This window comes from Microcoleus sp. B3-D2, from assembly GCF_036705345.1.
Lineage (GTDB): Bacteria > Cyanobacteriota > Cyanobacteriia > Cyanobacteriales > Microcoleaceae > Microcoleus.
On sequence record NZ_JAUBUG010000071.1, the window covers coordinates 1 to 12,919 of the forward strand.

The following is a 12,919-nucleotide window of genomic DNA, read 5'->3' on the forward strand; positions in this document are numbered from 1 at the left end:
GAAATTAGTTTCCACCCATTCCCCCCCAGATGTCAAGCCTGATTTTGTTAAGAAAGATGTGAGTAAGGCATAGCTTATTAAGGGGGGCTAGGGGGGATCGAACCCTAATCGTCAGACAGCAGATCCGTAGTACGTTTAACGTCTTTGTTGACACCAATTCACGAGATACCGCCCCTAAAAAAATTGCGGAGGCAGTGTCCACCCTACTTTACACCGCATCCCAAATAATCAACTGAATCGGCGTAGGATTGTAAGCATTGCAAGGATTGTTCATTTGCGGGCAGTTAGAAATAGCAACCAGCGCGTTCATTTCTGCTCGCAAGTCAACTGTACTTCCCGGATCGGAGATGCCGTCAACAATTTCAAGGGTGCCATCTTCGCTAACCGGAACATTCATAAAGAAGTTGATATTGCTGACTAAATCTCGCTTGCCCAAACCGTAGGGAAGAATTGCGGCGAGGAAATTTTCAACACAGGCGTGCTGGTATTTTTTATCTAGCCCAAACCGCACCGAATTGCTTTCGCAGCTACACGCGCCACCGGAGGTATCGTGCCGCCCGCAGGAGTCAGCAATTATGGTCATAATGGCTCGCCCTTCGTTGGAAATGAGTTGGCTGTTTGTAGTGACAAAGATGTTGCCTTGATTGACGATCGTATCGGGGGCGCTGTAGCGTTCGGAAGGGTCATCGGCATTGTAAACTAAAAAATCTACTGCTTGATTTCCGCCTAAATCTACAATACGAAGAATCTGTCCTTTTTTGATGACGCGAGACCAGGGATGTCGGGCGGGTAAGACTTCGTTATAAATTGCAGTTTTTGGATCGAGGATTTGTTGGGTGGTTGCAGTCATGGTTCACTTTTTGTGATGGAATTGCAGAATTTTTTACCGCCGATTGGTGCGGACAATATTGAGTGCTGGAATCGAGTCTATTGCACGAACAAAGCATCGGTGTTGGTGAAGCCGCGCACGGCTTCCGGGTTGGCGGTGCGGCACAAGTCGTCGGGTGCGGGGGCGGGGGATTTCACAATCTGAATTTGGATTGGTTTTGGATCGTAAATTGAACCCGGATGCAGGATGTGGGGGCAGTTAGAGATAATTGTCAATACGTTCATTTCGGCTCGCAAATCGATAAAACTCCCCGGTTTTTCGCAGCCTTCCCGAAACTCCATCGTGCCGTCTGGTTTGACGGCAATGCGAGTAAATAAGTTGAGGTTGGGCATAATATCTTTTTTGCCCAATCCCCACCGAGTTAGGGCTTTGAGGAAGTTGTCGCGGGAGTTTTTCCAGTCTCCTTCGCCGTATTTTTTGGCATTGCTAATGGCGTTGCTGCATCCTCCTAGCAAATCGTGACAGCCGGAGGTGTCTTGGGTGATAGAAAATAGGATGCGCCCCATGTCTGTGTAGATCACCATGCCTTCTTTGAGAAAGGCGTTGAATTGAATTTTGGCGGTGTCTGCTGCGTTGAAACGTTCGATCGCATTGTCGGCGTTGTAGCACAGCATGGAAACGCCGCGAGAGCCTTCTAAATCGGTGATTCGCAGGGTGTTTCCCCGCTTGATGACCCCCGACCAGTACGCGCCGCCCGGTACGGTTTCTTGCATTAATACGAGGTCAGAATCAATTTGTGAGTTTGTGTCGATCGATAGTTGCACCATACGTTCCTCTTGATGTATTTGGGTAGGTCAGCGCAACAAAACAATAGTATTTTGTAGCGACCACACCCGCCCTCTCCGAATGTAATGTTTATCTCCACTGATATCTTGCACCATTCTCAAGAACGGGCAAGATGCCCGTTCCACAAAACTCAATTTTCTTGTGGAACGGGCATCTTGCCCGTTCCTAAATAGGTAATTGACAATGGTGCAAGATGTTAAGTTTCCACTTACTTAGGTTTGCAGTTGCATTCTTGGCGCGGGTGCAAAAAGTGCAACTACCAACCTATTTCTATTTAAGCAGCCATTGCAACTGCTTCCTGTCCGTGTTTCCGCATCAAATCCATGAGTTCGTCGCGGTAATCGTGGAATTTGGCGTGGCGTTTAATGCTGGGAGTGCGATCGGGCAAATTAATCGACATTTCCTTTCTCACTGTACCGGGACGAGCGCCCAAAGCATAAATCCGATTGGAAAGAAACACCGCTTCTTCGACATCGTGGGTAATCATAAAGATTGTAATCTCAGTGCGACGCCACAAATCCAGCATGAATTCGTGCATCGATTCTTTAGTGTGGATATCCAAGGCGCCGAAAGGTTCATCCATTAATAACACTTTAGGTTCAGAAGCGAGGGCGCGGGCGATCGCCACCCGCTGTTTCATCCCGCCCGACAATTCCTTCGGCAGCGACGAAGCAAACTGCGTCAATCCTACCACACTCAAATAATAGCTCGCTTGTTCGCGCCGCTTTTTCTTGGACACGCCTTGAAGTTTGAGGCCAAACTCGGCATTTTCCTGCACGTTCATCCAAGGATAAAGAGTGTAATGCTGAAATACCATACCTCGATCCGGCCCAGGCGCAACAACTTCCTTGCCGTCAATTTTCACTTCCCCTGTTGTCGGCTTGTCCAATCCCGCAATCTGCCTCAACAGAGTAGATTTGCCCGAACCGGATGCGCCTACCGCGCAGATAAATTCGCCTTGCTTGATGCTCATATTGATGTCCTTGAGGACAACTAATTTACCGTTTTTCGTTTCAAAGTTTTTGTGCAGATTGTTGATTTGCAGAAACATGAGTAAATCCTCTGTAATGTAAGTAAAAATTTGATTTTTTCATTCCCAAAATCTGTAAATTTTAGGACGAATAACGATATCTAGCATGGGTTTCAATTTTATTTGACACCACTGCCTTCTTCCTTCTTCCTTCTTCCTTCTTCCTTCAACATCTGCTTACTGTTTCTGACTTGACCATTTACAAGAAACCCGCAGCAGATATTGAAAAAGCAAGTCAAAAGTCAGTCCGATCGCCCCTATGACAATCAGCCCCACAAAAATTTCATCGGTTCGGAGAAATCGACCTGCGACGCTGATCCGGCGACCTAAGCCTTCGGTGGCGGCAATCAATTCCGAGACGATTACCAATTGCCAAGCCGCAGCTAGGTTGATGCGGCTAGCATCAAGAATTCCCGGCAAAACGTGGGGAAAAATAACTTGAGTTAGGATTTCCCAGCGATTGCCGCCCAACATATAAGTAGATTCGATCAAGTCTTTGGGAACAAACTTGACTGTATCCATCACCATCAGCGAATTGAAGAAAAAGACGCCGATAAATATCAGCATTATTTTGGGTTCTTCGCCGATTCCCAAGTAGAGAATTAGGAGGGGAATGAACGCTGGTGCGGGCATATATCGCATCAAGCCGAACATGGGTTCCAGCAAGGCGCGAATACTGGGAAAACTGCCCATCAGCACGCCAATTGGTATGGAAAAAACCAAGGCGAACAGAAAGCCCACTCCCACCCGCCACAAACTCGCTACTGTGTCTTTCAAAAGTTCGCGAGTGTTCCACAGCCGACCAAATGCCTCTAAAACTTTGCCGGGGGAAGGCAAAAATTTGGGGTCTACGTTGGCGAATGTTGTTACTAGCCACCACAGCAGCACCGGCAGTGCGATCGATGTTACCGTTAACCCAATATTGAGGGGTTGTGGTATCTCTTCCGCAATCCGCCAGAAAACGGTGGGATTTAGGTTTTTTTGCTTGAGGTGGGATTGGATCGATCGGCGATCGGGATTTGGTGGCATGATTTAATTGCAGAAAAGTTGAGCGAGTAATTTGAGTAGCTTTTTGGTATTTATTAAAATAATTTTGTTGAAAGTTTATTGTGTCTGCAAAATCGTAAATTCTGCCTTCTAGCTTTTACCTTCCGAATAAGCTTTTATAAAACGATCGTCAAATAATTTGCTGATATCGGGTTGGGTTTTTGCTAAATTTACATCTACGAGAAATTTTGTCATTTCGGTCGCCGCAAACGGCAATGATGTCATGTCATTTCCCGGTTGAAAGGCTTTCAAGTTTTCCTCAATCGTGAATATCTTAGTGCCGTTTTCATATTCTTTGTATTCCTCGACGCTAACTCCGGCGCGGTTGGCTAGAATTTGGTAAGATTTGTCTTGATTTGATTTCATGTATTCCAATGTTGCAAACCATGAATTGACCAGGGCTTGCACTCTATCGGGGTGTTCGCCGATAAACTTTCGGGTGAATACCAAATGGTCGGAAATCGCCCCCGGAAAATCTTTGGAACTAAACAGTTCCTTGCTGTTCGAGCGTTTTAATGCCTGGGTGGTAAACGGCGCAAATACTGCCACCGCATCGACTTGCCCTCCGACGAAAGCCGCCGCAGCTTTGCCGGTTTCCAGCGGTACAAATTGAATGTCCCGCACTGATAAACCTGCTTTTCTCAGCCCTAACAATAACAGAAAGTGATCGACTGTACCTTCCTCTGCTGCAACTTTTTTGCCTTTCAAATCCGCAACGGAATTGATGCCTTCGGCGACAATTACTTTGTCATTTCCAGTCGAGTTGTCGTTGACTAAAACAATTACTTGGTCGGCGCCGCCCGATATAGAGTTTACGGTATCGCCGAGGGTTTGGCTGTTAGCATTTATCTGCCCTGCTGTGAGGGTGCTGATGGATTCTAAGTAGCCGTCAAACCATTTTAAGTCTACAGCAACATTGTTGGCTTCAAATATTTTTTGTTCTTTGGCAATTTGCCAAGGAAACCAGCCGGGCCACGCGCTGAATCCGAGGCTAACTGCATCAGCACTTACTGAAGAAGCTGCTTCGCTTTCTGTCGTGGTTTTGATATAAATTGCGGGGTTGACGCAGCCAACAGCAAAAAACACGGTGATGAAAAATATGGCGCAGTAGGATAAGGGCGATCGCGTTATTTTGGGGGAGCAATATCGGATATTCATAGCAGATTCTGGTTGCTGGTTAGAGGTGAATATGTCGATCGAGCTTTTGCACCTTCTTTGGCTTCCTTCGCTCCCGCAAACCCCCTTGATATACAAGGATAAAGCCCGAGAGCTAACGAACCGAGTCTTGATGACCGATCGCGTTTCTCCCGGGCTTTTATCCCGCCGTGTAACTGGCTAGTGTTTCCCTAAAATTAAAATCTTGGGAGAACCAGTCTGCTTCTCTCGGACCAGCACTTGAACTTTCTAAGCTGACTTAGAAACTAATTCAAATCGGAACCCTAGAAGCGGTTAATTTTTTCGTTTTTTGTCTGTATAAGTCCTGTTTGCAACCCAAGGAGTTATTCAAGACTGTCAGTAACAGCAATGCACTTAGCTTTTTGAAAGGTAAGCATACTGTAGTTTGCAATCTTACTAGATTGCTACGTTTCAAACGGTAACAGCAAACTTGATACGAAAATGTGTAAGATGTTACAAAAAACAGTTTTTCTGGAATTTGTAAAATTAAAATTTTTGGAAGATTAAACCGGGCGATGAGACGGGGCGATGGGAAATCGCGAAGTTTGCTTGCACACAAAGACGAAACCCGCAAGGTCAGGGTTGAATATTTATTGAGGAATACTTCGACCCCTAGACTAGATGCAAGTACGATCGACAATGCGGTAAACTAACCTTCTATTTTTAATAACTGAGATGTTCCACCATTCTCAATAAGCCTTTTATGGGCGGGCAGGATGCCCACCCCACAAGAAGAAAGAAATAAACTCTTTGTGGAACAGGCATCTTGCCTGTTCTTGAGAATGGTACTCTGGGCGTGAGTAATAACGATCGCCCAGCAAAGCCTGTAAACTCAATTGTTCAATCTAAAATCTAAAATCTAAAATCTAAAATCGACTGACGGTGCATTATGGAAAAATTTAACTACAGCAACAGTCTCGACATTCATTCGCTGCTCGATCGCTACCGCATCGGCTCGATCGCACCTGCAGATGTAATCGCAAGCGTGTACGATCGGATCGAACGCTATGCAGATCCGGCGGTATGGATTTATTTAGCACCGCTGGCGGAAACCCTCGAACGCGCCAAAGCCTTGGAAAACCTAGATCGGGAACAATTGCCACTCTACGGAATACCTTTTGCGATCAAAGATAATCTCGATTGGGCGGGCGTTCCGACTACGGCGGGATGTCCTCCGTTTGCTCGCACTCCAGCGCGATCGTCCGCAGTCGTAGAGCGTTTGTGCGCGGCAGGTGCGATCGCGATCGGCAAAACAAACATGGATCAGTTTGCCACAGGATTAGTGGGAACCCGCACGCCTTATGGAGTTTGTCGCAATCCGTTCGATCGGCGCTACATCCCGGGCGGATCGAGTTCCGGTTCCGCCGCAGCAGTCTCGGCCGGATTAGTGAGTTTTGCTCTGGGTACCGATACCGCAGGCTCGGGGCGGGTTCCCGCTGCTTTTACCAACATTGTCGGGCTGAAGCCAAGTTGCGGCTCGATCGGCACTCGCGGCCTGCTGCCGGCGGTGCGATCGCTCGATTGCGTTTCTGTGTTCGCTCTCACCTGTGCGGATGCAGCCTCTGTGCTGCAAGTAGCCAGCGGTTTTGACGCTGAGGATGCGTTTTCTCGTCACCCTGAAACGAAAGTTTTGCCGGATTTATCCCGCTTGCGGGTGGGAGTTCCCGGAGACGGCGAACTCGAATTTTTTGGGAATGCAGAAGCCGAACAGCGCTACCGGGAGGATCTCGCGCGCTTGCAATCTTTGGGCTGCACGATCGCACCTATTGACTTCAAACCCTTTGCGGATGCTGCCGAACTGCTCTACGGCGGGCCTTGGGTAGCAGAAAGGTTGGCCGCGATCGGCGATTTCCTCGACGCGCACCCAGAAGATATCGATCCGATCGTCTACGAAATTATCAGCGGCGGCAAACGCTACGATGCCGTCTCTGCCTACCGCGCGTCGTACCGGTTGGCCGAGCTCCGCCAGCAGGCAGAAATTCAGTGGCAGTCAATGGATGTTTTGGCTGTTCCCACGACAGGCACGATTTATACTGTCGCAGAAGTTGCAGCCGAGCCGATCGCGCTCAACACCAATCTCGGGCGCTACACGAACTTTGCGAATTTGCTCGATTTGTGCGCGATCGCAGTTCCCAGCGGGTTTCAAAGCAGCGGATTGCCCGCAGGATTGACACTGATGGCTCCTGCGTGGCACGATTTATCGCTCTGCAGCCTGGGAGCTGCTTTCCACGCTAGCTTGGGGGGAACTTTGGGCGCAACCGGCCTGCCGCTGCCAACCGTCCCGGAACCCGCCATCGCCGCCAAATCTTCCTCAGAAGCACGAGTCAAAATAGCCGTGGTTGGCGCTCATTTGAGCGGTGAGCCGCTGAATTATCAACTAATCGAGGGGGGAGGCATTTTGGTTCGCGCCTGCCGTACCAGCCCGATTTACAAGCTGTACGCTTTGACGGGTACTGCTCTGGGCAAGCCGGGATTGGTGCGTCAGATAGAGGGCGGTAGCGCGATCGAGGTGGAAGTTTGGGAGTTGTCGATCTCGGCTTTCGGCGGATTTGTCGCTAAAATTCCCCCGCCGCTGGGAATTGGTACGCTGGTGTTGGAGGACGGCTCCACGGTGCAGGGCTTTTTGTGCGAACCTTATGCTGTGGCGGATGCGATCGATATTTCTCATCTCGGCGGTTGGCGAGCTTATAACTTCCGCTTTTAAGCTAAGTTAGAATGGCAAATTTCTACCCATCTTCAGAATCATGCCATCAGCAGTGCCAGTTCAGGTAATTCCCCCAGTCACAACCCCAACCCCCGCCAACGGTACCCGTCCCGGAGGATCACCTGGCGGCACTCGCGGCACTAGCGGCCCCGACTCCCTCAGAGGTACTGCGGGCGCTAACTTGATATTTGGTTTGGGTGGCCCTGACAGCATTTTGGGCTTAGGCGCAGACGATAGCCTCTACGGCGGCGACGGCGATGACTCACTGCTGGGCGACGTTGGCAATGACATACTGTTCGGCGGTGCCGGCCGCGACAGCGTTTTGGGCGGCGTGGGCGACGATACTTTCTACGGTGGCAAAGGTTCTGACTCAATGCTGGGCGCCGATGGCAATGATTTGCTGTTTGGCAACCAAGACACCGATACTTTGTTGGGAGGCGCGGGCGATGACACGCTTTTTGGGGGTGCCGGCGATGACTCGCTGTTTGGTGGCATCGGCAATGACTGTTTATCGGGCGATCGCGGCGCAGATACTTTAACTGGCGGCGCCGGAAACGATACTTTTGCGATCGGGCGTTTGGCAGATGGTGATGTGATTACAGACTTTACAGATGGTATCGATCAAATTCGCTTGACTGCCGGCCTCACCTTTGGCGAACTCACCATTTCCACTGGGGCCGGAACTTCGCCGAGTACAATTATTCAGCTTACAAGCACCAAGGAAACTCTAGCTACTTTATTCGGAGTTGCCCGCACTTCTATCAGTCAGGCAGACTTTATTCTTTAATGGGTAATGGGGAATGGGGAATGGGGAATTGATAATTGCGCTTGCGGGTAGTTTTTAGTTTTAAGTTTTTAATGCTGAACTTTTTAACTCAAAACCGCTGCCGCGCTGCGAGTAACGTTAGCTTTCGCGCTCCGCAAAAAAGCAAGATCAAAACTTTTCATCTTCCTTCTTCCTTCTTCCTTCTATCAGTTAAATTACATAAATTGCCCGTTGCATTCTTCCTTCTTCCTTCTTCCTTCTTCCTTCTTCCTTCTTCCTTCTTCCTTCTTCCTTCTTCCCTCTTCCTTCTTCCTTCTTCCTAATGACTACTGACGGTTTTCTCAATCTCAACAAACCTGCGGGCATGACATCTCACGACTGCGTGGGGCGAGTGCGCCGGCTATTGAAACTCAAGCGAGTCGGACACGGAGGAACCCTCGATCCTGCTGTGACTGGCGTTTTACCGATCGCCCTGGGCAAAGCAACCAGACTGCTGCAATATCTCCAACACAATAAAGCTTACCGAGGCACGATTCGGTTTGGCTTAACTACTGCTACTGACGATTTAGAAGGAGAAATTATCCATTCTCGACCGGTGCCGGAGTTGAGTTTGGAAAAAGTGCAAGCTGCACTGCCAAAATTCCTAGGAAAAATCGAGCAATTTCCGCCGAGTTTTAGTGCGGTGCAGGTGGGAGGAAAACGCCTTTATGAGTTAGCTAGAAAAGGCGAAACTGTGGAAGTTGCTGCTAGGAAGGTCGAGGTTTTTCGGCTGGAAATCTTGGATTGGCGATCGGGGGATTTTCCTGAATTGGATTTGTCGATCGCCTGCGGGGCTGGTACTTACATTCGGGCGATCGCGCGGGATCTGGGTGCGGTGTTGAATACAGGCGCTACTTTGGCTTGTTTGACTCGCACCGAAAGTAGCGGTTTTTCGATCGAGGAAAGTCTCAGTTTTGAACAATTGGAACTGCAATTGCAGGAAAATAAATTCTGCCCGATTTTGCCATCGGCGGTTTTGGGACATTTAGGCGCGATCGTCCTTTCCCCTGAATATACCAAACGCTGGTTTCAAGGACAGCGCCTCCCGATCCCCGAAACGCCGATCGGGGGAGAGGATGACAGTAGCAACAATCCCCCCCACAACCCAATACCCCAATCTCCCTATCCGTTGCAGGTTTACGATCGAGACGGTAATTTTTTAGGTATCGGTCAAGTAGCGAACTCAGAGACAAGTACCATATTATCTCCTCAAATTGTGCTGTAGCTATCTAAAATAAAAATGAAAATAGGTATAATTGCTACTGGAAAAGTTGGCGGAAATCTAACCGCTGGGAATGCCCTAGATTCACCTAGCTTACAGCGGTACGGGACGATATTTTGCTATTAATCTAATCAATCGCTGAGGTAAAAATTGTGAAAATATTGCTTATTGGATTAATCCGAGGCTACAAAATGGGGATTTCTCCTTACCTGCCTAACGCCTGTAGATTTCAGCCAACTTGTTCCCAATACGCGATCGAAGCAATAGAAAGATTTGGGCCGGCCCGCGGCAGCTCGATGGCGGTTAAGCGGATTTTGCGCTGTCATCCTTTTCATCCAGGGGGTTACGATCCAGTACCTCCCAAAGATAGCGAGGGCAATTAGTTATTAGTCACAAACAGCATTTTAGTTATTAGTTAATAGTGCAAATAGGCGTTGCATCCTCATGGCTAAAACTACCGAGGGGAATCACTCCCTAAGACGGTTAAATTCGCACAATTAGTGGTGTTTTTTAACCTAAATTCAGTAATATTACTGTTATCTTTCAAAACTCAGCAGCTATATAATGGTACAAACAGAGTACAGGGGATGCGAGTTGATATGTCTGCTACCGCAATCGGATACAAAATGTTGTCCCATACTCTGGCTGTACTCAGCCAGAAACAAGCAACGGGGAAACTGCTGTTAGAGCAAGGGGAGCAACAATGGCAACTTTACTTTTTTCAGGGTAGTTTGGTGTATGCCACGGGAGGAGCGCACAGATCGAGGCGCTGGTACAGAGCCATCGGGCAACACTGTCGAAACTTTCAAGTGGATCTCAGAAACCTCGATGCTGGAGAACTGTGGGAATATCAACTGCTTCAGCGAGGGATAGCAGCCAGCGAAATGAGTCTCGAACAAGCTAGGGCGATCGTCCACACCAGCCTTTCCGAAGTGTTATTTGCTCTGATCGGTCAATCGGGTTTGCGCCGGGAGTGGCGTCCGTCCCAGAAATATTTTTCTACAATTACCTCTTCTTTGCTGCTGTCTTTAACAGAAGTAGAGAAAGTTCTGTGTTGTACAGAAGAAATTTGGCAGAAGTGGAAAGGAATGGGTTTGTGGTTGGTAGATCCAGAACAAGCACCGCTTTTAAAACCGTCGGCCCAGTTGCAGCAAAATCGATTTAGTTCTAATTCTTTGATCGCTTTGGGTAACGTATTCAACGGCGAGAATACTCTTTGGGATATTGCATTTAAGAAAAAGCAGTGCGTGACAGTGGCAACTCGCGGTTTAGTTAATTACATCAAGCAGGGTTTAGTAAATTTCCGAACAGTACCAGACTTGCCGTCGCCTATAGAACAGTGGCGCCTTGCCGCGGCGATCGCTGGGCCGGGTCGCCCTTTGATTGCCTGTATCGATGACAGTCCGACAGTGTGCGAATTTTTAGAACAAATTTTATTGCCGGAGGGATATCGAGTCCTAAAAATTCAAGACCCCATGCAGGGAGTCGGCATCCTCGCCAAACAAAAGCCGGCTTTAATTTTTATGGACGTGGTGATGCCGAAGACAAGTGGCTTTGCTTTGTGCAATTTTTTGCGGAAGACGCCTGCTTTTCGGGAAACTCCGATCGTGTTTTTGACCGGTCAAGACGGTATAATTGACCGCACGCGAGCGAAATTGACAGGTGCTTCCGATTTTTTGAGCAAGCCAGCCAATCCCGAACAGGTTGTGCAAATAGTTGACAAGTATTTGAAGGTAAAAGGCGATTCCTACCCTTCAGCAATTCGCCCCCAAGATTTACTGAATTCACGACAACTTACCTTGGCAAATTCTTGAACGCAAATTATGCTCATAAAGCCTCACTTATCGGGTGCGTGAGCCTCCGGGTCACCCGATAAGTATTGTACAATAAAGACGCAACCGGATTTTACCAATAAATCTTGTAGGGGCGGTTGCATGGTTTTTCTTGATTTCAAAGCGCGGATTTCCGTAAACCAGCTCAGCGCGTATTGATTATAATACCAGTTCCAACCAGTTGACAAAAAGAATGCAACTGTAGGCAAGTTCCAAGCCAGATGCTCATCAGTCATTTCCAGTTTTTTAATCTAAAATCTAAAATCTAAAATCTAAAATGGTATAATCCATAAAACTTGATATTAATTATGAGCGATCGCACCCCGCAGGTGAGCGTAGTAATTCCGGCTTACAACTGCGCTGCTTACGTCGGCCAAGCCGTAGATAGCGTTCTGGACCAAACCTATGCTAACTGGGAAATTATTGTCGTAGACGACGGCTCCCGAGACGATACCAAGTTAGTTTTAGAGAAATATGGCGAGCGAATTCGCTACATTTACCAACAGAATCAAGGAGTTTCGATTGCCAGGAATCACGGCATCGAGCTATCGCGAGGAGAATTCATCGCCTTTCTAGATGCTGACGACTACTTTTTTCCCGACAAATTAGCACCACAAATGGCTGTATTTGCAGCGCGACCAAATCTAGGAATAGTCCACAGCGGCTGGCGTCTAGTTAATAGTATAGGCGAACCCCTAAAAGATGTCAAACCCTGGCAAAATGTCCCTAAATTAGACTTAGAAATGTGGCTGCGCTGGAAACCCGTATTACCCAGCGCGATGGTATTTCGCCGTCAGTGGTTAGAGCGCGCCGGCGGATTTGATCCTCGATTTCCCCCGGCAGAAGATACAGATTTAGTGCTGCGTTTAGCCTTAATGGGATGCGAAGCAGAGTGGTTGCAAAAAGTAACTGTTTGCTACCGCCAGCACGAACAAAGCGCCATGTACAAAGGTTTACCGCAGGCTAAATCCCTCGCCGCAGTCATGGACAATTTTTTTGCCCGCCCCGAGTTGCCGGATAAAATACGTTTGTTGGAAAAGCAAATCAAGTACAGTACCTTAGTTTGGATTGCTTGGTATTTGTACCGCACCGGTCATTCGGTTGAGATGGTAGAGTTTTTGCAGCGTTCTTGGAATTATACGCCTTATTTGCCTGTGGAAACAGTAATTAATTGGGCGGAAGCTTTCGCCGAGTTTTCGCAGGATGCGGGAAATGAATTCGATGCAGATTTATTCGCTCAATCTCCTGAGTGGCAGCAGTTAATGCAGTGGATGATTCTGGGTACGCCAGCTTGATTGAAAGCTTTTCCATTGCACTCATATCGTTTACGGTTGCATAGGAATTATTTAACCGCAGAGAGCGCAGAGGACACAGAGGAAGAGAAGAGAGGCTTTTCGCATTTCTGGCTATGTAAAACCTGCATAAACT

The 12,919-nt window shown here is 48.1% G+C and carries 13 protein-coding genes and 1 riboswitch; of the genes, 6 read left to right on the forward strand and 7 right to left on the reverse strand.

Translation table 11 applies throughout. The annotated features are described in order from the left end of the window. Positions 1-208 precede the first annotated feature (208 nt). The 5 genes from QUB14_RS22690 to QUB14_RS22710 form a co-directional block, all read right to left on the reverse strand. Entirely contained in the window at positions 209-850 is a 642-nt protein-coding gene (locus tag QUB14_RS22690) for an urea amidolyase associated protein UAAP2 (protein ID WP_333219539.1), read from the reverse strand. 77 nt (positions 851-927) lie between these two features. Beyond that, the gene (locus tag QUB14_RS22695) at positions 928-1,656 is read right to left on the reverse strand and encodes an urea amidolyase associated protein UAAP1 (RefSeq protein WP_333219541.1); all 729 of its coding nucleotides are present in this window, start codon (positions 1,654-1,656) and stop codon (positions 928-930) included. A 293-nt stretch (positions 1,657-1,949) separates the two neighbouring features. Then, on the reverse strand, positions 1,950-2,726 hold the full coding sequence (locus QUB14_RS22700; protein WP_333219543.1) for an ABC transporter ATP-binding protein: 777 nt from the start codon (positions 2,724-2,726) through the stop codon (positions 1,950-1,952). A 156-nt stretch (positions 2,727-2,882) separates the two neighbouring features. After that, positions 2,883-3,734 carry an ABC transporter permease gene (locus tag QUB14_RS22705; protein WP_333219545.1) on the reverse strand — a complete coding sequence of 284 codons (852 nt, stop codon included), beginning with the start codon at positions 3,732-3,734 and terminating at the stop codon, positions 2,883-2,885. Positions 3,735-3,842: 108 nt separating this feature from the next. Beyond that, on the reverse strand, positions 3,843-4,910 hold the full coding sequence (locus QUB14_RS22710; RefSeq protein ID WP_333219547.1) for an ABC transporter substrate-binding protein: 1,068 nt from the start codon (positions 4,908-4,910) through the stop codon (positions 3,843-3,845). A 144-nt stretch (positions 4,911-5,054) separates the two neighbouring features. Further along, a riboswitch (guanidine-I (ykkC/yxkD leader) is annotated at positions 5,055-5,206 on the reverse strand. A gap of 611 nt (positions 5,207-5,817) precedes the next feature. Here QUB14_RS22710 and atzF point away from each other — a divergent pair. Continuing rightward, the gene (atzF, locus tag QUB14_RS22715; protein ID WP_333219549.1) at positions 5,818-7,632 is read left to right on the forward strand and encodes an allophanate hydrolase; all 1,815 of its coding nucleotides are present in this window, start codon (positions 5,818-5,820) and stop codon (positions 7,630-7,632) included. A gap of 40 nt (positions 7,633-7,672) precedes the next feature. Beyond that, positions 7,673-8,419 (forward strand): calcium-binding protein, encoded by a 747-nt coding sequence (locus QUB14_RS22720; protein ID WP_333219551.1) that lies wholly within the window; start codon positions 7,673-7,675, stop codon positions 8,417-8,419. Positions 8,420-8,608: 189 nt separating this feature from the next. On the opposite strand, the gene QUB14_RS22725 is transcribed toward QUB14_RS22720, so the two are convergent. Beyond that, positions 8,609-8,764: a hypothetical protein gene (locus QUB14_RS22725; protein ID WP_333219604.1), complete on the reverse strand. Its 156-nt coding sequence runs from the start codon at positions 8,762-8,764 to the stop codon at positions 8,609-8,611. On the opposite strand from QUB14_RS22725, the gene truB reads away from it, so the two are divergent. From truB to QUB14_RS22740, 3 genes are all read left to right on the forward strand, one after another. Next, positions 8,721-9,662: a tRNA pseudouridine(55) synthase TruB gene (gene truB, locus QUB14_RS22730; RefSeq protein WP_333219553.1), complete on the forward strand. Its 942-nt coding sequence runs from the start codon at positions 8,721-8,723 to the stop codon at positions 9,660-9,662. The two genes, QUB14_RS22725 and truB, sit on opposite strands and share 44 nt — an antisense overlap. Before the next feature lie 149 nt (positions 9,663-9,811). After that, positions 9,812-10,042 (forward strand): membrane protein insertion efficiency factor YidD, encoded by a 231-nt coding sequence (gene yidD / locus QUB14_RS22735; protein ID WP_190655801.1) that lies wholly within the window; start codon positions 9,812-9,814, stop codon positions 10,040-10,042. A 216-nt stretch (positions 10,043-10,258) separates the two neighbouring features. Next, positions 10,259-11,473, forward strand: coding sequence for a response regulator (locus tag QUB14_RS22740; protein ID WP_333219555.1), 1,215 nt, complete (start codon positions 10,259-10,261; stop codon positions 11,471-11,473). Positions 11,474-11,496: 23 nt separating this feature from the next. On the opposite strand, the gene QUB14_RS22745 is transcribed toward QUB14_RS22740, so the two are convergent. Beyond that, positions 11,497-11,727: a hypothetical protein gene (locus tag QUB14_RS22745; protein ID WP_333219557.1), complete on the reverse strand. Its 231-nt coding sequence runs from the start codon at positions 11,725-11,727 to the stop codon at positions 11,497-11,499. Between the two features lie 72 nt (positions 11,728-11,799). Here QUB14_RS22745 and QUB14_RS22750 point away from each other — a divergent pair, with 72 nt between their 5' ends. Continuing rightward, positions 11,800-12,786, forward strand: a complete 987-nt coding sequence (locus QUB14_RS22750; protein WP_333219559.1) for a glycosyltransferase — start codon at positions 11,800-11,802, stop codon at positions 12,784-12,786. Positions 12,787-12,919 lie beyond the last annotated feature (133 nt).